At 69.0% G+C, this 23,163-nt stretch carries 20 protein-coding genes; 2 read left to right on the top strand and 18 right to left on the bottom strand.

What is annotated here, in order from left to right; translation table 11 throughout:
* Positions 1-408 precede the first annotated feature (408 nt).
* From ACZ0AE_RS10335 to pip, 14 genes are all read right to left on the bottom strand, one after another.
* On the bottom strand, positions 409-1,977 hold the full coding sequence (locus ACZ0AE_RS10335; protein WP_463601029.1) for a thioredoxin family protein: 1,569 nt from the start codon (positions 1,975-1,977) through the stop codon (positions 409-411).
* A 143-nt stretch (positions 1,978-2,120) separates the two neighbouring features.
* Positions 2,121-2,756, bottom strand: coding sequence for a response regulator transcription factor (locus ACZ0AE_RS10330; protein WP_463601028.1), 636 nt, complete (start codon positions 2,754-2,756; stop codon positions 2,121-2,123).
* On the bottom strand, positions 2,749-3,807 hold the full coding sequence (locus tag ACZ0AE_RS10325) for a sensor histidine kinase (RefSeq protein ID WP_447593833.1): 1,059 nt from the start codon (positions 3,805-3,807) through the stop codon (positions 2,749-2,751). The genes ACZ0AE_RS10330 and ACZ0AE_RS10325 overlap by 8 nt, the downstream gene beginning before the upstream one ends.
* A gap of 84 nt (positions 3,808-3,891) precedes the next feature.
* Positions 3,892-4,629, bottom strand: a complete 738-nt coding sequence (locus ACZ0AE_RS10320) for an MgtC/SapB family protein (protein ID WP_137189541.1) — start codon at positions 4,627-4,629, stop codon at positions 3,892-3,894.
* Positions 4,629-7,379: a magnesium-translocating P-type ATPase gene (gene mgtA / locus ACZ0AE_RS10315; RefSeq protein ID WP_463601027.1), complete on the bottom strand. Its 2,751-nt coding sequence runs from the start codon at positions 7,377-7,379 to the stop codon at positions 4,629-4,631. The genes ACZ0AE_RS10320 and mgtA overlap by 1 nt, the downstream gene beginning before the upstream one ends.
* 95 nt (positions 7,380-7,474) lie before the next feature.
* On the bottom strand, positions 7,475-7,774 hold the full coding sequence (locus tag ACZ0AE_RS10310) for a hypothetical protein (protein WP_463601026.1): 300 nt from the start codon (positions 7,772-7,774) through the stop codon (positions 7,475-7,477).
* 307 nt (positions 7,775-8,081) lie between these two features.
* Positions 8,082-8,747, bottom strand: a complete 666-nt coding sequence (locus ACZ0AE_RS10305; RefSeq protein ID WP_463601025.1) for a DUF2894 domain-containing protein — start codon at positions 8,745-8,747, stop codon at positions 8,082-8,084.
* The gene (locus ACZ0AE_RS10300) at positions 8,737-9,384 is read right to left on the bottom strand and encodes an OmpA family protein (RefSeq protein WP_463601024.1); all 648 of its coding nucleotides are present in this window, start codon (positions 9,382-9,384) and stop codon (positions 8,737-8,739) included. The genes ACZ0AE_RS10305 and ACZ0AE_RS10300 overlap by 11 nt, the downstream gene beginning before the upstream one ends.
* A complete protein-coding gene (locus ACZ0AE_RS10295; protein WP_463601023.1) occupies positions 9,381-11,942 on the bottom strand; it encodes a DUF802 domain-containing protein in 2,562 nt (853 codons plus the stop codon). Before ACZ0AE_RS10295 ends, ACZ0AE_RS10300 begins: the two co-directional genes overlap by 4 nt.
* A 10-nt stretch (positions 11,943-11,952) precedes the next feature.
* On the bottom strand, positions 11,953-12,651 hold the full coding sequence (locus ACZ0AE_RS10290; RefSeq protein WP_463601022.1) for a DUF3348 domain-containing protein: 699 nt from the start codon (positions 12,649-12,651) through the stop codon (positions 11,953-11,955).
* Positions 12,652-12,718: 67 nt separating this feature from the next.
* Positions 12,719-14,386 (bottom strand): hypothetical protein, encoded by a 1,668-nt coding sequence (locus tag ACZ0AE_RS10285; RefSeq protein WP_463601021.1) that lies wholly within the window; start codon positions 14,384-14,386, stop codon positions 12,719-12,721.
* Between the two features lie 109 nt (positions 14,387-14,495).
* Positions 14,496-15,095 (bottom strand): DNA-3-methyladenine glycosylase, encoded by a 600-nt coding sequence (locus ACZ0AE_RS10280; RefSeq protein ID WP_463601020.1) that lies wholly within the window; start codon positions 15,093-15,095, stop codon positions 14,496-14,498.
* Between the two features lie 88 nt (positions 15,096-15,183).
* Complete coding sequence (locus ACZ0AE_RS10275; protein WP_463601019.1) at positions 15,184-15,873, bottom strand: hypothetical protein; 690 nt, start codon at positions 15,871-15,873, stop codon at positions 15,184-15,186.
* Between the two features lie 130 nt (positions 15,874-16,003).
* Complete coding sequence (gene pip / locus ACZ0AE_RS10270) at positions 16,004-16,969, bottom strand: prolyl aminopeptidase (protein WP_463601018.1); 966 nt, start codon at positions 16,967-16,969, stop codon at positions 16,004-16,006.
* 137 nt (positions 16,970-17,106) lie between these two features.
* Here pip and ACZ0AE_RS10265 point away from each other — a divergent pair, with 137 nt between their 5' ends.
* Positions 17,107-17,538 carry a GFA family protein gene (locus ACZ0AE_RS10265; protein ID WP_463601017.1) on the top strand — a complete coding sequence of 144 codons (432 nt, stop codon included), beginning with the start codon at positions 17,107-17,109 and terminating at the stop codon, positions 17,536-17,538.
* Between the two features lie 78 nt (positions 17,539-17,616).
* On the opposite strand, the gene ACZ0AE_RS10260 is transcribed toward ACZ0AE_RS10265, so the two are convergent.
* The 4 genes from ACZ0AE_RS10260 to ACZ0AE_RS10245 form a co-directional block, all read right to left on the bottom strand.
* Positions 17,617-19,269: a tyrosinase family protein gene (locus ACZ0AE_RS10260; protein WP_463601016.1), complete on the bottom strand. Its 1,653-nt coding sequence runs from the start codon at positions 19,267-19,269 to the stop codon at positions 17,617-17,619.
* A gap of 277 nt (positions 19,270-19,546) precedes the next feature.
* Complete coding sequence (locus ACZ0AE_RS10255) at positions 19,547-19,798, bottom strand: hypothetical protein (RefSeq protein ID WP_463601015.1); 252 nt, start codon at positions 19,796-19,798, stop codon at positions 19,547-19,549.
* Positions 19,795-21,132, bottom strand: a complete 1,338-nt coding sequence (locus ACZ0AE_RS10250; RefSeq protein ID WP_463601014.1) for a TFIIB-type zinc ribbon-containing protein — start codon at positions 21,130-21,132, stop codon at positions 19,795-19,797. Before ACZ0AE_RS10250 ends, ACZ0AE_RS10255 begins: the two co-directional genes overlap by 4 nt.
* A gap of 21 nt (positions 21,133-21,153) precedes the next feature.
* Entirely contained in the window at positions 21,154-22,302 is a 1,149-nt protein-coding gene (locus ACZ0AE_RS10245) for an SPFH domain-containing protein (RefSeq protein WP_463601013.1), read from the bottom strand.
* A 278-nt stretch (positions 22,303-22,580) separates the two neighbouring features.
* Between ACZ0AE_RS10245 and ACZ0AE_RS10240 the strand changes: the two genes are divergently transcribed.
* On the top strand, positions 22,581-23,162 hold the full coding sequence (locus ACZ0AE_RS10240; protein ID WP_463601012.1) for a hypothetical protein: 582 nt from the start codon (positions 22,581-22,583) through the stop codon (positions 23,160-23,162).
* The last annotated feature ends 1 nt before the right edge of the window (position 23,163 follow it).

Raw genomic sequence — 23,163 nt, 5'->3', positions numbered from 1 at the left:
AGGTCTGCGGATACCCTTCAGCCACCCATGGGGTGGCTCTACCGGACCGGGGTCGAGCAACCTCACCGCGGCCGCGCGACACCACGTAGCGCCGGGCTCTGCCCGGCTGCTCTTCGCGCACGGCTCCGGATGATCTGCAGCCGACCAACGGTCGGCTCTACCGGGCCGGGGTCGAGCGAAATGCCGGGGTGGCCCGATATGCCAGGTGTCGTGCGACGTGCCGACGGTCGCACGACACCGCGGTGGCGCGACACCGCGTAGCGCCGGGCCCTGCCCGGCTGCTCTTCGCGCACGGGTCCGGATGCTCTGCAGCCGACCAACGGTCGGCTCTACCGGATGCCCTGCAGCCGACCAACGGTCGGCTCTACCGGGCCGGATCTGCAGCCGACCAACGGTCGGCTCTACCCGTCAGCTCTTCAACCACCGGCTGCACGCCGCGCCGGCATCGGCGCCCGGTGCGGCCTTGGCGCAGGATTCGCCCATGCGCGCCTGCAGGCGGACCAGCGTTTGCGCACCATGGTGCGCACGCCCCCACGCCTGCAGCGTGGTCGCCAGGCGCTCGAAGCGCTGCCGGGTGCGCTGGTGGTAGCCCGCCGGTTGCGCGTCCAGTTCGGCAATCACCTGCGCCGTGGCCTGCTCGATGGCCTTGCCATCGTCCGGCGTCAGCCGCACCATGCCTTCCACATACAACACGCCCCATTGCACCCGCGTGGCCGGTCCCTGCGCACCTTCGTAGGCCTTGCGCAGCCAGTCCACCGCAGCCGTCTTGTCGCCGCGCGCCTCGGCCAGTTCGGCCAGCTCGGGCATGTAGTAGTACGGCGTCTGGCTGCGGTCCAGTTCCGCACGCAACAGCGTCTCGGCCGCGGCATCATCGCCGGCCTCGCGCAGCACATACACCGCGCTGCTGATGGTGGCCTGGCGTTCGTGCGGCGTCTTTGCCGCGGCATCGGCCGCAGCCACGCGCTCATGCGCCTTCTCCTGCAGCGCCGGCGGCACCGGGGTGTCCGGATGCTGCTGCTTGAACAACGTCAATTCGGTGATCACGCTGGACAGGCGCGCATCGGCGGCGTTGTCCTGGCTGGCATCGGCGCGCTCCAGCGCCGCCAGCAACTGGGTGCCCAGCTGCTGCGCCTCCACCGGCGTGGCGGCGGCCCGCGCCACCAGCGCGGGGCCCTGGTAGCCCAGCAGATCGCGGTTGGCACGCACTTCGGCCGGCGCGGCCAGGACCGTGGTCAGCAAAGTGCGGGTGGCCTCACGTTCCGCAGCGTCGGGTGCAGGTGCGTCCTTGCCGGCACTGCCGGCGCCCAGCGCGAGCAACCCGAAACGACGCTGCAGGGCCGGGTCCGGCGCGGACGCGGCCAGCTGCCGCAACAGGGCCACCGGATCGCGCTGGCCGGCCAGGCGGCTGGCGTCCACCTCCCAGCCGTAATCGCCCAGCACCCGCCAGTCGTCCTCGGACACGCGCTGCGGCGACACCACCGCCACCCGCAGCACGTCGGCCACGGCCGTGCGCCGGTTCACCGCCAGGCGCAGCGCCCGGGTCAGCTCGGCGCTGTCGTTGCCGCCGGCCAGCCGGGTGATTTCGTGGCGTTGCGGGTCCAGCACGATGAGCGTCGGATAGCCGCGCACGCCGAACTGCTCGCCCAGTGCCTGCGCACCTTCCGAGTCGCCATCCAGGTACACCGGCACGTACTGCCGGGTGAGCGCGATGAACGCCGGGTCACGGAACAGGGTGGCCTTGAGCTTGTTGCACGGCGGGCACCACACCGCGCCCCAGTACAGCAGCACCGGCTTGCCGCTCTGCTGCGCATCGGCGAAGGCGTCTTCGACATCGCCGTGCCGCCACGCGATCTCCTCGGCAACCGGCGCGGCCTGCGCACTGGCCACCGGGCTGGCGGACGGAGCCTGCTGGCAGGCGGCAAGCGCGGTGCACAGGGCAAGCAGGGTGAAGGGCAGGGCAGCACGCATGGTCAGCATCCACGGCAGGGAGAGGTGCCGCAGCAGCGGCCATGGCGCATTCTAGGAAGGGACGGTGCCCGCATCGCATCGGCCCTGATGCCGATTGCTCATCTGTCCAGTCGCGCGGGTGATGACGGCCGCCGCGCGGGGCCGGGCGGGCCTCAGCCGATGCCCAGGCGGTCGTACAAACGCACCAGGTCCACCAGCGTGCGCGCCTGCATCTTGCGCATCACGTTGGCGCGGCGCACCTTCACCGTGATTTCGCTGACCCCCAGCTCGGCGGCGATCTGCTTGTTGAGCCGGCCGCGCACCACGCCGCCGACCACGTCGCGCTCGCCATCGTTGAGCGAGGCCCAACGTTGCCGCAGCACGTCCACGGCGGCGTCATCGCGGCGCCGCTCGCGGTCGCGCTCGATGCCCAGGTGGATCGCGTCCAGCAGCTCCTGGTCACGGAACGGCTTGGTCAGGAACTCGATGGCGCCTTCCTTCATGGCCGCCACGCCCATGGCGATGTCACCGTGGCCGGTGATGAACACCACCGGCAGGTGCAGGCCATGGCTGGCCATCTGCCGGTGGAACTCCAGCCCACTCTGGCCCGGCATGCGCACGTCCAGCACCAGGCAGGCCGGCGCGTCCGCGCGCGGATGCTGCAGGAACGCCGCCACCGAGTCGAAGGCACGCACCTGCATGCCCATCGAGGCCAACAGATCTTCGAGTGCGGCCCGTACCGAATGATCGTCGTCCACCACGTACACGATGGGCCCGGGCGCACCTTCAGGCGGCGTCGACCTAACCATGCGGACCGCCGCCATCGATGGGCAGTTCGAACACGAAGCAGGCGCCCCCGTCGGCCACCGGCTCGGCGCGGATCTGGCCATCGTGGGCCTCCAGGATGCTGCGGCTCAGGCTCAAGCCCAGGCCCAGCCCACCGGACTTGGTGGTCCAGAAGGCGTCAAACACCCGCTCCGGGGCGTCCAGCGGCAGCCCGCTGCCGTGGTCGCGCACGCTCATGGCCACCCGCGTCGGGCTCGCACGCCAGCTGCGCAGCACCAGCCGCCGGCTGCCTGCCGGCACCTCGGCCATCGCATCGACCGCGTTGAGAATCAGGTTGCCGATCACCTGCTGCACCTGCACGCGGTCGCCGAACACCGGCGGCAGTGCGTCGTCCAGCTGGGTACTGAGCGTGACCGCATGCTGTTCCAGTTCGCTGTGCGACAGCGCCAGCATTTCCAGCAGCGCCTGGTTGAGGTCGAAGCCCTGCCGTTCCGGCACCGCGCCACGGGTCAACCCGCGCACGCGGGCAATCACGTCGCTGGCGCGGTGCGCATCGGCCAGGATCCGCGCCAGTGTCTGCCGCGCCTTGTCCACGTTGGGCGGGTCCTGGGCCAGCCAGCGCTGGCTGGCTTCGGCGCTGCTGGCGATCGCCGCCAGCGGCTGGTTCACTTCATGCGCGATGGAGGTGGTGAGCTCGCCCACGGTGGAGGCGCGGGCCACCCGCAGCAGGCGGGCCTGTGCGTCCTGCACGGCGGCCTTGGCGGCTTCCATCTTCAGCGCAAGCCAAGTCGTGATGCCGATCACCAGCATGCCGATCGCCGAATTCACCAGGCCGATGCGGTAGGTGCCGAAGCGGGTCAGGAAGAAACTGAGCCCGGTCAGGCCGATGCACAGGGCGGCCAACCGCACCAACCCCCGACCCGACAGCACGCGCGAGGCGGCCAGGATCACCGCCGCGTAGAAGCAGGCGGCCGCCACCGCATAGTCGGTGAGCGTGTCGGCGGCGAAGATCGCGGCCATCACCACGCCCAGCACGAGCAGGGCAACGGTACGGCGCGACGAGGAAGACAGCATCGGGACGGCTCCGTGGAAAACGTGGACAAACGCCGCGTGGTTCGACGCGGCCGAGCATAGCATCGGCGCCGTGGCCGGCCGGTGTCAGTCCTCCAGCGTGGCATTCCAGAACGCCTGCAGCACGCCCGGCAGGGCCGTCAGCGTGGCCAGCACCGCATCCAGTTCGGCGGCGTCCACGGCTGTCGCGTACAGCACTGCTTCGATCTCCACGTCGCGGTCGCCGAACGGGCGCGGATCGACCGCGCGCACCGGGTAGTGCGCCTGTTCCAGCAGCACCAGCAGCCGGTCCAGGACGTCGGCCTGGTGCTCGCGTTGGCAGACCACCGTGACCGCGTACGTGGCCTCGCTGAAGGACGCCTCCACCGGCTGGCGCTGGATGCGGTTGACCACCGGCCGCAGCAGCGTATTGGCGGCCAGCACGAACAGCGCGGCCAGCAGCGCTTCGGGCAACAGCTTGACGCCGGCGCAGGCGCCCACCGCCGCCGAGCCCCACAGCGTCGCCGCGGTGTTCAGCCCGGACACCTGCGCACCGTCCTTCATGATCGCGCCGGCGCCCAGGAAGCCCACCCCGGAGATGACGTACGCCACCACATGCAGCGGCGAGGGCGGACCGCCGTACAGGTCGTGGAAGCGCACGGCCAGGTCCACGAACACCGCCGCGCCCACCGCCACCAGCGTATTGGTCCGCAGGCCGGCGGTGCGCTGGCGCAGCTGACGCTCCAGGCCGATCGCCGCGCCGAGCACGAAGGCCGTGCCCAGGCTGATCAGGGTGCTGATCGTGGCCCCGGCGTTGAACGCCGGCAGGTGCGGGTTGAAGTCCATCACTGCCACCCGTAACGGCGGATGTAGACCTTCTTGAGCAGCGTGGTCAGCACCGCATAGCCGAACAGGATCGCCACCAGGAACGGCCAGTAGCCGGGCGGCAGCGCCTGCAGCTTGAAGTAGCCGGCCAACGGGCTCATTGGCAGCAGCACGCCGATGGCCATGATCAACCCGGTCATCAGCAGCAGCGGCGGGGCGGCGATGCTCTGCACGAACGGCACCTTGGGCGTGCGGATCATGTGCACGATCAAGGTCTGGGTGAGCAGGCCCACCACGAACCAGCCGGATTGGAACAGGCTCTGGTCAGCCGCCGTGCGCGCATCGAACACGTACCACATCAGCGCAAAGCAGCTCAGGTCGAAGATCGAACTGATCGGGCCGAAGAACACCATGAAGCGCCCGATGTCGGCCGGGTTCCACTTCAACGGCTTGCGCACCAGTTCCTCGTCGACGTTGTCGAACGGAATGGCGATCTGCGAGATGTCATACAGCAGGTTCTGCACCAGCAGCTGCAGCGGCAGCATCGGCAGGAACGGCAGGAACGCCGAGGCCACCAGCACCGAGAACACGTTGCCGAAGTTGGAGCTGGCGGTCATGCGGATGTACTTGAGCATGTTGCTGAAGGTGCGCCGGCCCTGCACCACGCCTTCCTCGAGCACCATCAGGTTCTTCTCGAGCAGGATGATGTCGGCCGCTTCCTTGGCGATGTCCACCGCGCTGTCCACGCTGATGCCGATGTCGGCCGCCCGCAGTGCCGGGGCATCGTTGATGCCGTCACCCAGGAACCCCACCACCTTGCCCTGTGCACGCAGGGCACGTACCAGGCGTTCCTTGTGCAGGGGCGTGAGCCGGGCAAACACGCGATGCCGGCCCAGCGCGTCGGCCACCGCGGCTTCGTCCATGCGGTCGATCTGTGGACCGGTCACGATGCCGTCGGCGTGCAGCCCCACCTGGGCACACACCCGCGCGGTGACCAGTTCGTTGTCGCCGGTGAACACCTTCACCTCCACGCCCAGCCCGGCCAGCGCCTGCAGCGCCTGCGCGGTCGATTCCTTCGGCGGATCGAGGAACGCCACGTAGCCGAGCAGGGTGAGGTCCTGCTCATCGGCCTGCGAGTACACTTCGCGCGTGGCGGGGACTTCCTTCATGCCCACCGCGACCACGCGCAGCCCCTGTTCGTTGAGCTCCTCGGTGGTCTGGCGCACCCGTGCCAGCCGCTGTGCATCCAGCGGCAGGTCCTGACCGTTTTCGCGCACCCGGCTGCACACGGCCAGCATCTCCTCCACCGCGCCCTTGCACACCAGCTCATGGTGGTCGTCGCGCTCGGACACCACCACCGACATGCGGCGGCGTTCGAAGTCGAACGGAATCTCGTCCACCTTGCGGTAGTCCTGGGCCAGGCGAAGCTCGGTCTGCAGTTCCACGTGCTCCAGCACGGCGCGGTCGAGCAGGTTGGTCAGCCCGGTCTGGAAATGGCTGTTGAGGTAGGCAAATGCCAGTACATCCTGCGAATCGTTGCCGTACACATCGGTGTGCCGCTCCAGCGCGATGCGGTCCTGGGTGAGCGTGCCGGTCTTGTCGGTGCACAGCACGTCCATCGCGCCGAAGTTCTGGATCGCATCCAGGCGCTTGACGATCACCTTGCGCCGCGACAGCAGTACCGCGCCCTTGGCCAGGGTGGAGGTGACGATCATCGGCAGCATTTCCGGGGTAAGCCCGACCGCCACCGACAACGCGAACAGGAAGGCTTCGGTCCAGTCGCCCTTGGTCACGCCGTTGACCAGCAGCACGAACGGCACCATCACCAGGGCAAACCGGATCAACAGCCAGCTGACACTGTTGACCCCGGCCTGGAAGGCAGTGGGCGCGCGTTCGGTGGCGGTGCTGCGCTGGGCAATGGTGCCGAAGCAGGTGCGGTTGCCGGTGGCCAGCACCACGGCCGTGGCCGAGCCGGACACCACGTTGGTGCCCATGAACAGCAGGTTGGGCTGCTCGAGCAGGTTGGGCTGGGCCGTGTCGGGGGCGGCGAACTTCTCCACCGGCAGCGATTCGCCGGTCATCGCCGCCTGCGCCACGAACAGGTCCTTGGCGTTCAGCACGCGGCAATCGGCGGGGATCATGTCGCCGGCCGACAGCACGATGTGGTCGCCTGGCACCAGCGCCCGGATCGGCAGCGAGCGCTGCTGCGCGGGCCGCGGCATGCGCGGTTCAGCGCCGGTGTCCTGCAAGGATGCAGCATCGCCGCCAGGACGGCGCAGCACGCGGGCGTTGTTGCCCACCAGCGCCTTGAGCCGCTCGGCCGCGCGGTTGGAACGCCCTTCCTGGATGAACCGGATCAGCGTGGACAACACCACCATGGTGCCGATCACCACCGTGGCCTTGACGTCTTCGGTCAGCCAGGACACCACTGCCAACAGGGTGAGCAGCAGGTTGAACGGATTGCGGTAGCACTGCCACAGGTGACGCCACCACGGCAGCGGCTTTTCGTGATCGATCTCATTGGGGCCTACGCGGGCCAACCGGGCTTCGGCCTCATCGCTGGCCAGGCCATCGGGGTGCGACGCTACTGCCGCCAACGCGGCCGCCACCGGCACCTGTGCCAGCCGCCGCAACGCATCGCTGAAATCGGGGGGCACCGCGCCGGCCGCACCGCGCCCCATGCCGGCGTCGGGCAGGGCGCGGCGACGGAACAGGCTGGCGGCACGGCGGCTGCGCAGGAAGGCATCGAACCATGCATTGAGCAGGGTCATGGGGAACTCCTTGAAAGTCATGCGACACCGGGCAGCACGGCACGGGTCGGGATGCAGGGCTGCGCGCGGCCCGTCAGGACGTGGCCGCGCGGGGATCAGGCGTGCTGGACGCTGGCGATGGGGAACGACCAGCGCGGCCGCGCCGGGTGCGGGCTGCCGCGCGAACACAGCGGCAGCAGCGCGCTGCGCAGGGCGGCGGGCAGGTGGCGCAGCACGTGCAGGCGTTCGGAGATCGGCAGCAGGCTCAGGGCGTCGGCGATGACGCGCTCGGAGCCCAGGGCCAGGGCGCGCGCGAACAGCGGGGCGCCGTGCTGCAGCAGCTGGCTGCGCAGGCCGGCCACGTCGCGATCAAGGATCAGGCGACGCAGGGTGATGTAGAGAATCTTGTAGTGCATCGGAAGGCCTCCGGGCAGGCAGCGCCCGCCGGCCACCCGGCACTCAGAGGTGCGGACGCCGCCGGCCGGACGCCGGGGTGGAACAGGGCAGGGGCGAAAGCAGGGGCGCGCGGCACCCGGCAGGACCGGGGTCGGGATCCATGGGAATGTCCGGTAGTGGAAGGGCGATGCCGGCGTGACGCAGTGCGCCTGGCCGGTGCGCGTATTGTCCGCGCCGGTTGCGCGCCCGCCTAGATGCCCGTGGGTTAGCGGCGATATACCTTGGTATATCCAGTCCGGCGCAGTGCGCGCCGTGCCGGTGGCGCGATCAGGCCTTGGGGGTGCGGGCGCGGCGCGGCTTGGGGATACGGCCCACGTCACGCGCAGGCGTGGCCGTGCGCGGTTGCAGCTGTTCCAGCCAGGCCAGGTTGTCCAGGTACATCAGGAAGTGCTGCAGGTAGCCCGGCGACAGCTCGCTCATCAAGGTGAGCGAGCGGTGCACCAGCACCGCCGAGTTCAACGGGCCGCCATCGCCGGGGCCCTGCGCCAGCGAGATGCGCTTCTGGCTTTCATTGCGCACCGTGGCCCACAGATCACGGAATTCGCTGATGGCCGGCAGCGCGGGGAACGCCGGGGCCGGGGCGGTGTCGAGGGGGGCATCACGCGGCACCGGCGGTGCCTGCGTATGTGCATGCGCGGCCAGCGTCGCCAGCAGGCCCGACAGCGGACTGGCGCGTTCGGCACCCGGGGCTGGCGCGCCCCGCCTACGACGCGGCGCGCGCGCGGTCTGTTCGGCAATGCGCGCCGCATACGCTGCCACCATCATGACCAGCCGCGCATCCAGCAGCTTTCGCACCGCGCCCTGCTGTGCCTGCGCACGCGACTGCAAGGCCTCGATCACCGCAAAGCCCAGCGGGTCGTGGCGGTCCAGCTGCTGCTGGCGCCACGCGTCGAGCTGCGCACTCACCAGCATCGGCTTAGGCTTAGGGGACATCGGCGGCGGACGTGGCTTTCGGTCGCGGAATGGGCGCCATTTCAACGCGGCGATTGCGTGCGCGCCCGGCTTCTTCGGCGTTGGAGTCCACCGGTTGCTCGGCACCAAAAGCGGCGGCAAACACCGCCGAGGCGGGCACGCCTTCGGCAATCAGGGCGCGGGTGACGGTGAGCGCGCGCTCGGCCGACAGCGCCCAGTTGTCGGCGAACTGGCGGTTGCCTTCGCGCACCTGGCGATCATCGGTGAAGCCGCTGACCATCAGGATCTCTTCGCGCGAGGACAAGTACTCGGCCAACGGGCCGGCCAGGCTCTTGAGCAGCTCGCGGCCTTCCGGCTGCAACTGGTCGGAATTCAAGGCGAACAGCACGCTGCCGCGGATGCCGATGCGGCCATCCACGATCGTCACCCGCCCGGCCGCCAGCGGCACGGCCAGCGCCTGCTCCAGGGTCTTGCGACGCTGGGCTTCGGCCTGGCGCTGCTTGACCTCGTGGTCCAGCCGGTTGGACAGCTCCAGCTGCAGCGCCACCACGCCGACCAGGATCAGCACGAAGGCGCCCAGCAGCACCGACATCAGGTCACCGAAGGCAGCCCAGATCGGTGCGCCGGATTCGCCGTCGACCTCGATCTCGTCGCTCATGCGGTGGCGGCCCCGGCCGCGTCGGCGCTGCGGCGCGCGCCCAGCTGCTGCAGTTCTTCGATGATCTGCTTCTGCGACAGCACGCTCAGGTCGATGACCTCGCGCGCCTGGGCCACGTAATAGGCCAGCTGTTCATCGCTGCGCGCCAGCGACGCGTCCAGCGCGCCACTGATCTGCTCGAGGCGGTCGCCCAGCCCGCTGCTGGCGCTGCCGAACACCTGCATGGCACCGCCGAACGCGTCGGCCAGTGCCGCCACTTCCACCGCGCTGCCGGTGACCTGCGCGGCAACGTCGCCCAGCTTGCCGGTTTCGGTGGCGAGGTGGTCGGTGAAGCGCGTGCCCACCCGGTCGAGCAGGTCGGCCGAGGTGGTCACCAGTGCGTCAACGGCGGTGCGCTGCTCGGTGGAAGCATGGTTGACCGCATCCAGCAGCGTTTCCAGCGTGGCCAGCAGGCGGCTGCGTTCTTCCAGCATGGCGGTGTCGCGGACCATGCTGTCAGACAGCTTCTGGCGCAGCTCGGCCACCACGTCGGCGGCGGCCTTCGGCGCTTCGGAGGCGACCTGCACCAGCCGCGAGATCTCGGCGATGGTGTCGCTGGCGTGGGCCTGGGTCTGGGTGGTGATCGCCTGCGCGGTCCGCGACAGCGTCTCGCAGATGTCCTGCTGGCGGCGCGCGACCTGTTCGCCGGTCTGCGCCCATTGCTGGGCCAGGGAGGTGGACAGTGTGGCGAACGCCTCGCTCCATGCAGCCAGGCGCTGCCCATCGCGCGCTTCCAGGGCGTCCTGCAGGGTGGCGTGCGCCTGCTGCATCGTGTCGGCGAGCGTGCGGGCGTGCGTATCGAAACTGCCGGCCACGGCGGTCAATGCCTGCTCGTTGCGCGCGGCGCTGCTGGCGTGGGTGGCGGCCTGCTGCGCCAAGGCATCGCGCCATGCGTCGGCGTGGTTGCGGGTGCTGGCATCCAGGCGATCGGACAGTGCCTCAAGCAGGGCGCCGGCACGTGCGTCGTGGGTCTGGGTGAAGCCCTGCAGCGTGCTGTCCAGCCCGCCGATGAGCGCGGCATGGGCCTGCTGCTGGCTCTGCTGGCTGCTGTTCCACCGCTCGGCGGTGGCGTCCAGGCGGCTGGCCAGGGCGTCGGCCAGGCTGCCGGCCTGCTGCTGGTGCTGGTCGGTGAAGCGCGCCAGTGCATCGCGCAGTTCCACCACCAGTGTTTCGTTGCTGCGCTGCTGTGCGGCCTGCGCGGTGGTCCAGCTGCCGGCACTGGTGTCCAGGCGCTGCGCGACCCCGTCCAGCAGGCGCAGGGCGTGCTGGTCATGGCTGTCGCTGAACTGCTGCAAGGTCTGGCGCAGGTCGGCGGTGAGCGCCTGATGGGTCTGCTGCTGCGCCTCCTGCGCGGTGGCCCAGTGGTCCACGTTGGCCGCCAGGCGCGACGACAGCGCATCCAGCAGGCCGAGCGCCCGTTGGTCGTGCTGCGCGGTGAGGTGCTCCAGCGCTGCACGCAGATCCGTGGTGAGCGCCAGGTTGGTCTGCTGGTGGGCGGCGATCGCGCTGTTCCAGCTGTCCGCGCTGGCCGCGCGACTGGCCTCGAAGCCGGCGTTGAGACCGTCCAGCTGGCGCTGCACGGCCTGCCCCACATCGCGCTGCAGGGCGGTCGTTTCGGTGGCGATGCCGCGCAGGGTGCTGTCCATGATCGGCTGCAGCGCCTCGCCCACGGCGCGAGCGCTGGCGGCGATGCTGTCTTTCAGCGCCAGCTCGACCGCACTCGCCAGCCGGGCGTGTTCGGCGTCGGCCTTGGCATGGAAGCTCTCCTGGCTGGACAGCAGCTGCTGGTTGGCCTGCAGGCTCTGCTGCTCGATGGCAGCGGTCATCGCCTGCAGGCGGTCGACCAGCGCCGGCATCAGCGCGGCCTGCGCCTGTGCAAGGCGGAACGCCTCGCTGCGCTGCCACGCCTGGGAATGCGGGTGCAGGTCGGTGGCCACGCGTGCATCAAGTACCTGCACGGTCTGCAGGCGCTCGCGGCGGCACAGCGCCGACAGCAGCCCGAGCATCGCCGAGGTCGCTACGCCGGCGATGGAGGTGCCAAAGGCCACGGCCAGGCCTTCCACCGGCGCCCCGAGCGAGCCGCGGATGGCCTGCAGGTCGGTGGCGCTCTCCAGCGCCAGCCCGGTGCCGCGCAGCGTGGCCATCATGCCCAGCAGGGTGCCAAGCATGCCCAGCAGCACCAGCAGCCCCACCAGGTAGGGCGTCAGCACCGGGGCGGGCAGGGCAACGCGCTCGCCGTCCACGCGCAGGCGCACCGCATTGCGCAGGCTCGCCGGCACGCGCTGCAACCAGGCGCCCAGATCCTGCTCGGCCGCCGACACATCGGCCAGGGCCTGGCCCAGCCCCGCGGTGGCCTGGCGGTAGCGGAACAGCTCGAGGCCACCGGCGGTGTAGCAGGCCGCGATCACGAGGGCGACTGCGAAACCTACCGGGTTCGACCCCAGGTACCCCACGCCGATCCAGCACGCGGCAAACAGACCTGCAAGGAAAACGACGAGATAAAGACTAGTTCTGAACATGACGTCCCAGTTATCGGGGGCGAAGCGCTGCAAGCAGGCCTTCGATGGGGTGAAAACGAACATCCAGTTCGGCCAGCAACACGCTCTGCATCGCGTGGTTGAACCGCTGCCGCCAGCCGTCGTCGGCCGGCACCGCGTCGGCGTCGGTAGGCGCGCCTTCGACCGGGGGTGGCAGCGCCGCGTTGCGCAGCCGCTCGAAGTGCTGGGCAAGCAGCGTCGGCACCGTGGCCAGCAAGGCCTGCTCGCGCGGGCTCAAGGTGTGCTCCATCACCGCATCCACCTCGGCCAGCCGCCCCAGTTCGGGGCCGGCCAGGCTGAGCATGTCGCGCAGGCGCCCACGCAGCCGCCCGGTGTTGGCCTGCATCGAGCGCTGCAGGGCAACGACGCGCTGGCGGATCGCCGCCACATCGTCGCTGGCGCCCGGCTTCGGCGGGTCAGGTTGCTGAACAATGGCCGCTTCCAGTACCGCACGTACCCGCGCGCATTCGGCCGCCTCGGCGGCATCGAACGCGACCGCCTCGGCAGGCGGGGGCGGCACCCGGCCGTCCAGCGCCCGCGACAGCGCCACCGCACGGTTCCAGTCGACCCACTGGCTCAGGCGGTCGGACAGGTCCGGACTGGTCGGCGTTGCCTGGCCGTCGGCCAATCCGGCCAAGAGACGGATGAACGCGGGGCCGGGCAGGGGCGGGCGGTGCTGCGTTTTCGCCATTGTTCCGGTTAAAACGCTGAATTTTACACCGGAAAGACAACGCGGCTGTCTGAACGAGGCCGCCGGGTTAGTCGGCGCCACCCTCCGCCTTGCCTGCGTCGGCGTCGTCCGGCGCAAGGTAGCGGAAGGTCCATTGCCGCGGCTGGCGCTGCCAGCGCTGGTGGCGCAGCCGCAGGGCGGCGATCGGCGCCGCCGTGGCGATCTCCAGGCGATGGGGCTGGCGCATGCGTTCCCAGTGCAGCGGCGACTGCGCCGGGTCGCCCGGGTGGGCATCGGCCAGTGCCAGCGCGCCTTGCACATCGACCATCGCCGCCGGCATCTCACGGCCCTGCGCATCCAGCGGTACCGCGGTGGTCCAGTAGCCCCCGGTACCTTCGCGCCAGGGCAGCGGCTGCTGCACGGTCACCCGGGTGGGCGAGGTCCACTGCACCTGCGCGTTCGGGTTGCGCCGCGAGAGGGCGCCCGGGGCCAGCGTTTCCACCTCGGTGCCAAGGTAGGTGTCCACATCGACATCCAGTCGGATCCGGCGGATGGCGTCCACCTGGCTGCCGCGCGTGTTCAGCGGCAGCCGGAACGGGAACGCGATGTCCTTTTCGTCGGCATGGAAGTCGCCCACCAACACCCAGGGATCCTGCACCGGTTGCGCGGCGAAGTTCGACAGGCGTTTGCCCTTGGCATCGAAGAAGTGCACGGCACGCGGGGTGGCCGCGGCGATGGCGGGCGCGGCCGGGTCGTCGCGGGTGGGGGCACCGGTGCCGACGCGACCGGCAATGCGGATCAACGGGCGGCCGTCGCGGTAGTCGCGGTTCACCGCGAACATCAGGCTGGCTTCGGTCTGCTTCAGTGCCGCCATGTCCAACAGCCCGGGCACGCGCTCCTCCGGCGGCGCCGGCGGGTAGTCGTCGGCATTGGACGACAGCGCCGAGAACGGCGGTGCGTCGAGGTGCGCCTGGATCATCGCCGGGTACGTCTCCACGATGCTCTCGGTTTCCAGGCGCTGCAGCGGGTCCAGGTCCATCCGCGCCAGGTACATCCGCTGCTCGGTGGCAGGCAGGTCGTCGCGGGGTGCCAGCGTCAGGTGCATCCGCGCTTCGATCGGCATGCCGTCGGCACGCTGCAGCACCTGCCGGCCGTGGCCCTGCACGCCGGTACCGGCCAGCTCCACGCTGACCACTACTTCGGCCGGGGTCAGCGACTGCACCTGCATCTGCGAAGTCAGCTCGCCGAAGTCCCGGGTCTGGGCGCGACGCGTGATGCGCTGGCCAACGTCCAGCTGGGCAGGCAGGGCCAATGGCTGCAGGCCGCCCAGCTGCTGCTCGGCGTTGATCAGGCGCGCGGCCTGCGGCTGCAGGGTCACGGTGTCGCGCCAGGCCTCCTGGTCGACGGCGCGCATGCCCGTGCTGGTGCCGTCAGCGGCCACGGTGAGCTCGAAGCCGCCGTCCAGCAGTGCCAGCATCGCGCGCTCGTCGCCCACCTCCGGATCCAGATCCAGCACCGTCTGTCTGTCGCCGGGGGCCTGCTGCTCGGACCACAGGATGCGCGTGCGCAGCCGAGTGCTGCCATCGCCTGCGGTGTCGATCGCCAAGCTGCTGAGGCTGCGCTGCCGGAAGGTGCCGCGGTCCTGACCGGCCAGGCGGATATCCAGGCCGACGTAGTACACGTTCTCGGCTGCCAGCAGCGGCGCGGCGCCGCACAGCAAGGCAGCGCCCAGCAGCAGGGTGGGGAGGGGTTTCATCGGGACATCCTTTTCGTGGTGCGACACCGGGTGACGGCGCGCGATCACGACGCGCGCGTCAACCGGTGCCAGGCAGCCGAACAGGATACCAGTGCAGGCCAGGGCAGGATCAGCGCCGCGCGGACCGGCCTGACACGTGCGCATGCCCAGGCACGTGCCAGCGCCACGGGAAATCCACCGCCTTGCTGATGCCGATACGATGGCCCACTGCCGGTTCGATGGGCGGCGCCATCGCGTCGGACACGATCCGCACGCCGCGATCGTTGCGCACCAGGTCCGCGCCGTCCAGCGCCTTGGTGATGCCCATCGCCTGCGACAGCCGGCCCGGTCCACTGGCCAGATCGCGGTCGTGGCGGATGGCAGGGCGCGCCTCGCGTATCAGTTCCAGCCCCTGCACCGGCTCCAACGCCCGCAGCAAAACTCCCCAGCCTTGACCCACCTCGCCGCAGACCGCGTTCGATCCCCAATGCATGCCGTAACTGAAGTACACATACAGGTGGCCGGCTTCACCGAACATGGTGGCGGTACGCGGCGTCTGGCCGCGGAACGAATGCGCCGCCGGGTCTTCGCTGCCCGCATAGGCTTCCACCTCGACGATGCGGCCCGCACGGCCATCGTCGCGCACCAGCAGCTTGTTGAGCAGGGCCGGTGCCACCTCGGTGGGATGGCGCTGATAGAACGTTCGCGGCAGTGTTGCCCAGCCATGCATGCAGAGACCTCATCAAAGGGGCGCACGTCGCACGCGCCGTTGCCTTGGATGGTGAGCCTTGATACGTGGTGGCGACATCAACGCGCCGCTAGTGCGTCCAGTGCACCGCAGCGAGCATGGACGCCAGCGCCGCCTTGGCCTGCTGTGCGGTGAACGGTGGCGTGCGCGGCGGGTCGTACACCTCCGGGCGGGTGCCGGCGATGATCAGGTCGATGGCATAACAGGCGCCGCCCTGGACGACGTGATAGCTGTCGGCCGAAAGATAGTGACTCATCGCCGCGTCGCTGCTGCTGAAGTGGGTGGTACGCACGCCGCCAACATCCACCGTATCGGCCTTGCTCGCCGCGTCGGCCGGGGGCGTGGTGCACCCCTTCACGTCTGCGGCGCTGTCGCTGCGCCCGATCCGCATTTCCGCCGACGTCACTGCGTTGGAGCCATCCAGCACCAGCGCCACGAGCGGCCGGCCGGTGCTGCCCTCGGCGGGGTGCAGCGTCCACGCATCCATCGCCAGGTAGCTGCGCTTGAAGTCCCGGTGCACGGTGGTGCCTGCCACCGGCCGGACCGCGATGCCGGGCGCAGATTCGGCGAATGCATCCACTGCCTGCGCGGGCGGTGCGGCGGGGGCCGCCGCCGGTGCGACCGTGTCCGGTGCCGTGGTCGTGGGCGGCACCGAGGCTGCTGGCGCCTGGCGTGCCGCATCGGTATCGGACGCGGTGCAGGCCGTGGCCAACGCCACCATGGCAGCGCCGGCCAGAACGGTTCGAAGGGTGGGGTGCATACGTGGTCCTGCTTCGCTCAACGTGGATGCGAGCGTGCACCGCACCCCGTTAACGCCGTGCCATGGACCGGCGATCCAGCGCAGCGCCGCGTCGCGCGATGCCTGGGTGTTGCTACTGCATCCGACCGCGTCAGGCGCGGGCAGGGCCGGCGATGCGGTCGGCGAAGGCGTCGGTGGCCCGTACCAGTGCGTCAGCGGTGGCCGGTTCGGTTGCGCCATGGCCCGACAACACCATCTCCAGCTGCGCCTCCGGCCAGGCAGACGCGAGATCCCAGGCGCTGCGCGCGGGGCAGATGATGTCGTAGCGGCCCTGCACGATCACCGCCGGCAGGTGGCGGATGCGATCGACGCCCTGCAGCAGCTGGCTGTGCTCCAGGAACGCGTGGTGGCGGAAGTAATGGGCTTCGATGCGCGCCTTGGCCAGTGTCGCCAGGGGATCGGCGTGCGAACGCGCCTCCACGTCATGCACCAGCGTGGCCGCGTGGTCTTCCCAGCCCAGCCATGCCTGCGCCGCGGCGATGGCCACGTCCTGGTCGGGACTGTCGAGGCGCTGCCAGTAAGCGGCGATCAGTTCGCCGCGTTCGGCCTCGGGAATGTGCGCTTCATAGCGCGCCCACCGTTCCGGGAAAATCCAGCGGGCGCCGCCGTCGGCTTCGTTGAACCAGCGGTTCTCTTCGGCACGGCCCAGGTAGACGCCGCGCACGATCACGCCGGTAGCGCGCTCCGGGTGTGCCTGCGCGTAGGCCAGCGCCAGCGTGGACCCCCACGAGCCGCCGAAGACCAGCCAGCGGTCGATGCCCAGATGCGCCCGCACGGTCTCGATGTCGGCCACCAGGTGCGCGGTGGTGTTGTCACGCAACTCGCCGAACGGGGTAGAGCGACCGCTGCCGCGCTGGTCGATCAATACGATCCGGTAGCGCGCGGGATCGAAGAAACGACGGTGCGTGGGTGACACGCCCGCGCCGGGGCCGCCGTGCAGGAACACCACGGGAATGCCGTTTGCTGCGCCACATTCCTCGACATGCAGCGTGTGCACGGCATCCACCGCCAGACGATGCTCGCGGTAAGGTTCGATGGTGGGATACAACGTGCGCATGGCGGCTGCTCGTGGACGGAGAACACAAGCATAGCCAGCTTGGTCTGAATCCGCAGTATTGCCGCGTGCAAGGCAGTGCTGCGCTGGCGGGCCGCCATTGCCGGTAACATGCCGGCCTACTGAACGCCGAGACACGCATGATGCTTCGCGCCAACTGCCTGTGTGGATGCACCACCCTCACCCTGAAGGGCGCGCCGGTTGCGCGCGCCATCTGCCACTGCAGTACCTGCCGGGATTTCTACGCCACGGCCATGCTCTCGGCCACGGCCTGGAACGCAGACGCGGTCGAGGTGGAACAGACCACGACAGCGGTGTTCCAGCATCCGCACAAGCAGCTGTCAAAAACGTTCTGCAGCGGCTGTGGAGACGTGCTGTTCGGCACCAATCGGCTGGGCATGCGCGTGGTGCCCAATGCGCTGGTGGCCCGCGCCCTGGGCGGCATGCTGACCGAGTCCTTCGCGCCCACCATGCACCTGTTCTACCGTGACCGCATTGTCGACGTCACCGACGCCCTGCCCAAATTCCTGGACGGGTGGGACGGCCCTACCTACGACGCCGCATCGGCCTGACGCACGCCGCCGGCCAACACAGACAGGACCGCGTGGCGGCCCTGTCTGCGTCACCCACTACGGCGCCTGGCGCCTCCCTCAGGGCACCACCAGCACCGCCGCGTCCAAGACCGGGAACGCTTCGGCGGCCTGTCCGGTGGAGGCCACCAGCCTGAACTCCAGCGCTGTGCTGCCGCTGGCGTCGGCCGCGCCCGCCTTGAGCAGGTTGAGCCGTTGCGGCAGCGGTACGGCGAACGTGGTGGGGTGCGTATGGTCCATCCCGGTCATCGGCGGACCGAAGAACGACACCGTGCCCACGTAGTAGGGGCTGTTCGCATCCACCGTCTCAACCCCTGCCGGCGCGTTCACCAGCACGTCGAACTCGCGCGTGTTGTGCAGGCCGCGCGGCCGCTCCACGGTAACTTCGGCGATCAGCGCGGGTGGCACAGTGGCGCCCAGCTGACCCCGGATCGTGCCCGGCAGCGACACGGACACGGCGGCACCGCGGCGCTTGCCGCGCACCAGCGTGGCCGGTCCGGCGGCCTTCACCGCCAGCGCCGCACTCTGCAGCGCGCCAGCCCCTTCGCCCACGTAGTCATAGTCGAAGGCCTGGGTGTTGAAGAAGTCCGCGGCGCGCTTGGTCCCGGCGAACTCCCCGTCGGCCTGGACGAAGAACCGGAACGGCTCGGTCATGAACGCGTCACGGGCTTCCCCCGGCGGCGGCATGATCTGCAGCCCCTGATTCAACTGCTTGCGTGTCCATACGTCCCACAGCCGGTCCATGTTGGCGTGGTGCAGGTAGAAGATCGGGTCCAGCGGCGACAGGAAGTTGGTCATGTTGCCGTAGGGGCCCGGATCGATCGCACCGACGCCCCCGATGCAGTTGTGCACCTTGTTGTGCGGGAAGCCCTCCAGTACCGAGAACTGGGTGTTCTTGTCCGGTGAGTCCACGTGCGAAGCCGTACGCGAACTGGTGAAGCTGCGGCTGACGTCGCTGTTGTAGAACTCCGCCGGCGACAAGCCGGCGTGGATGGTGTCGGGTGATACCGCAGCGGCGGTCTTGGCATCGAGGCGGGCATTCTGGCGCCACAGGTAGCGCGCCCCACAGGTGATGGCATAGCCCGCGTTGCCGGAAATGCCGGTTTTCGCGTCGGCGTTGTAACCGGTGACATCGTTCCACAAGGCACCGAAGTCCGCATAGCCGCGCGCGGCCAGTTGCTGGCGTTGTTGGGTGTCCAGGCTGTCCCAGTACTCTTCCAACGCAGGCTGGATGAAACTCGTGAACCGTGCGAGGTTGCCAGTGAACGGCGCGTACGCCGGGTCGGTGGGTGAGAGCACGCCGTCGAACATGGTGGCCGGAATCTCCGGCTGCGATGTCCAGTCCCAGTACGGCATGGCGAACTGGGGATCGCCGCTGAGCATCCGGATGGTCTGCTCGAAGTAGCCCACATAGCCGCGATGCCAGACGTAGAACCACCAGTTGCCGTGCGGGCAGTCCATCAGGTGCACGAAGGCGTTGCGGAACCAGTTGTGCGGGTGATCCGCCGGCAGCGCCAACATCTTCTGGATGCCGCGCGCGTAGCTGGCCAGCATGCGCTGGCCCTGCGGCGTGTTGACGTTGTAGCGATGGAAGGTGGCCGCGTCGGCCGCGTCGGTGCCGGTAGCGCCCCCGGCGAATGCAGTACTCGCTGCCCACGAGGCGACCGAGGCACTGGCGGCGGTGGCAAGGAAATCACGGCGTGTGTAGCGCATGGTGGTACTCCCTGGTGATCGATGGAACCGCATGGGTTACGAATCACTGCGCGGACATGCCACTACACAAAGCCATGCCCGACGGGGCCTCCAGGCCCCGTGCCAACACGCGTCTACGGTCAAAAAAACCCGCCTCCGGCGCGGGATGGCGGGGCAGTAGTAGCACGCCGCGCGCACCGGGCGCTGGGAAATGGCCGCCCGGTGCAGGGATCAATCTTCGGTTATGAGAAGCGCCGCACATATCCATGGGGAACGGCGGCGCTTCAGCGCGACTCGCTCAGCCCGTGTCGCGCTGTACCCGTGACCGGTACGCCCCGACGTTGTTGCCGGAGATGCTGGTGGTCTGGGTGCCGGTGATTGTGTCGATCTTGCGGTCCGATCCGGTCACCGGCTTGGCCTCGATGGTGGTTTCACGTTCGAACGCATGCGACTTGTCGGTATTCCGGTAGTACCGGTACAACGCCCAGTACAACGCCGACGCACCGGCGGGGCCGGCGGCCAGCAACCACAGTCCACTGTCATCGCTCATGAGGACGCTACCAGGAAGAGAAGCACGAGGGCTTCGATAATAGTGCCGGTGGTCAGCGCCGCCAGCAGCATTTTCCACTGCTGCACCGGCACGCTGCCCATGGTTTCGCCGGTGCGGCCATTGACCGCGATGTAATGCAGCATGCCGCCGTTCTTTCCGGGCTGGTGGTACGAATACAGCCACACCGGCAGGTACATCGATACCCAGCGCGTGCCATGCACGTCCAGGCGCTCCTGCTCCCAGCGGACGCCGCGGGTGTAACGGCGCACGGAGTCTTCGACCTCGGCGCGGGCGATCGACAACAGCTGGTCTTCCAGCCGTGGGCGCAGCTTCTCGACGTCGAGGTTGCGCTTTTCCGAGGTAAAGCCGGTCAGGAACGAGGCGTTCCACTTCAGCGCATTCTTGGTGTCGAACGGCAGGATGGTATTGATGATGTTGTTGGTGTTGGCCCGAGCATCCAGGTTGCCACGCTCGGCCGAGGATTCGAGCGTCAGGTCATCCACGGTGAAGTCGACATGCCGCTCCACCTGGTAGACGTCGGCATCGTAGTAGGTCTGCTTCTTGTCGCCGGTGCCGCGGGTGTACTCGCGCGTCTTGATCTCGCCGCGGCCTGCAACGCTGGCACTGACATTGCTGTCAACGATCATGTAGGGCAGGTACACGCCGACGACGTTCTCGGGCGTGAACTGGTCCTTGAACGCCTTCAAGGCAAACAGGCGGCGCTTGTCCACGAACTGGCGGATACGCGCGACCGCATCGTCCTTGGTAATGCGGAACGGCAGCACCGCATCGGGCACGGCGCCGCTGGCCACCTGCTCATTGACCCCGAATACGTGACGGCACCAGTGGCAGCGGGCCGTCATCGTGCTTTCGGTATTGATCGTGACCTCGGCACCGCAGCCGGTGCATTTGAAACTCATCAGGCTGGCGGTGTCGGCCTGGATGTCCTGTGCTCCGGAGGCGACGACGGTGCCACGTAACTGGTCCAGGCCGTCGCCCAGCCCGAAGGCCTCTTCGGCACGGGTGCCATGCCATTCGTTGCGGCAGAACTGGCAGACCAGGACGTCGGTGCCGAGCTTGAGCCGGACATCGGTGCTGCCGCATTTGGGGCAGCGGTTGAGGCCGTCCTTCAGCTCGGCGGCGCGGGTGTCCAGGGCCACCGGATCCGGCGCCTCGATCTCGTCGCGGATGGGCTGGGGCAGGGTGGCTGGATCGACCGGAAAGCTACCGGGCAGGGGCGGGACGTCCTGCGGCGAACCGGGGCCGGTCACCGGCTGCGCGGGCAGCGGTGGCGGTCCCGACGGCAGGGGCGGGGGAATGCGGGAATCGGACATGGTCGTTGGGCGCCTTGCCTGTTACAGGCCCAGCGCCTTGGCCTTCAAGGCGTCATAGTCGTCCTGGGTGATCAGCCCCAGATCCAGCATTTCCTTGGCCTTCTTCAGCTTGGCCACCGGGTCATCGGCGGCCGGCGCGGCCGGGGCGACCGGTTGCTGCAGGCTGCCGGCACCGAACATGCCCGAGGCCATGCCCACGCCCACCAGACCGGCCGCGCCGCCGTTCTCACCGGCCGACTGGATGCCCTGGGCAACGCTGGCCTGCAGGTTGGAATTGCCCCGCGCACCGGCCAGCGCGTCGGCGCGCTGCACGGTCTTGAGCAGTTCGCGGGTGTTGGCGTCGTACTCGATGGAGACGATGGCGGTCTTGACGATGGCCAGGCCGCGGTCGGACTTCCACTGGTAGGCCTGCTCGACGGCGTCGGACAGGCTCTTGGCGAAGCCCAGCGAGTCCTGCTGCAGCTTGGTGATGCGGTTGCCCTTGCCCGGATCGTTGGTATACAGGCTGAAGGCCGGCGCCAGGGAGCCCACCACTTCGTTGAACAGCTGGCTGGCCGCGGCGTTGTCCAGGTCGGTGAAGTCGAACACCTGGCCCGGCTGCAGGTAGCTGGCCGGCACGAAGTTCTCCACGAACAGGATGGGATCGACGATCTTCAGCGTGTACGAGCCGCGCGTGACCGCACCCACCTGCGTGCCCAGGAAACCGTCGTCCCAGTAGATCTCGGACTGGGTGCCGAAGCGGTTGTCGGGCAGCTCCTTGAGCGAGACGAAGTACGCCGCCTGCTGCGCGCCGGGTTGGCCGCCGAACTTGAAGCGCTCCCAGCTCTGCTTGATCAGCGGGGTGACCACGCCGTCGCCGGCGAAGATCGACTGCGAATTCAGGTCATCGGAGCGCCATTCGTAGCCACCCGGCTCGGCAACGAAGCCGGTGATGGCCCCGTCCTGGAACAGCAGCAGGCCGTACCCTTCGGGGACGACGATCTTCGACCCGTTGCTGATGATGTTGGACGAGGCGCTGGTGTTGGACCCGCGCCCGGCATTGGTGCCGCGCGGGACCGCCGCAAACAGCGCCGCCGTGGACGGCAGGCCGGCGGGCACGGTGAAGAAATCCTTCCACTGGTCCGCCAGAACGCCGCCAACTGCACCCTTCACCGCCTGTACCAGACCCATGGCCAACTCCGTGTCGTTCGTGGACGGGCAGGGTGCCCGCCGTACCTGCTGGACTATATCAGGCACCGGGAAGAGGGCCACAGGAGCGGGCAAGGGCAGGCCAGGGTGGGCTTCGGCATCGGCACGGCGCCGATCGGTTCGGGCGCGACAGGCGCACCCGGCATGCATGGCATTGCGAAGCCGACGCCGCCGATGCCACGATGGCCGGCCATCAGCAGGGCAGGGGCGGCGCACGGCGCGGCGCATCTGCGGCACGGAGGCAGCACCGAATGAGTGGCATGGAGATCATCAAGCAGTTCGTCGAAGGCCGGCTCGCACCGCGCGCGTTCGAGCAGTGCCTCCACACCGACGCGGCGCTGCAGACGCTGCTTGAGGGTGAACGAGACCTGCCGGCCTACGTGGCAGAGCCCGATCTGTACCTGTACCTGATCAGCCAGGATTACCAGAGCCTGGCGTGCATCTACAACGTCCAGACCCTGCTGTCCGAACGGCTCGACAGCCAGGGCATTGCGCATGCCGTGGACGACAGCCACGAGCGCCGCTTCACGCTGGCCCTCAACGCCCAACCGAAATGGCTGTCACTGCCGCCGGCGTACATCGCCCGCTTCATGGCCGATCACGATGGGCTGGATCCGAAGGCCCTGCAGACGGCGTTGAAAGCGGCGATCACGCGTGACTTCCGCTACCTGAAAGCGCCGCCCAAGTGGCTGCAGGAGCCGGAATGGCCGCTCGCCGACGACGTGCCGATGGTGTTCGTCGGCCAACTGGACATCCGTGGGCTGGGCCACGATACCGGCCAGGCCTATCTGTTCTTCGACGCGCAGCAGCAGCGGTTCCATACCGTCAGCCAGCGCTGTTGAG

The sequence above is a fragment of the Stenotrophomonas sp. AC248 genome (assembly GCF_979258185.1).
The sequence above is the reverse complement of the archived record's forward strand: the minus strand, read 5'-3'. Positions and strand labels throughout refer to the sequence as shown.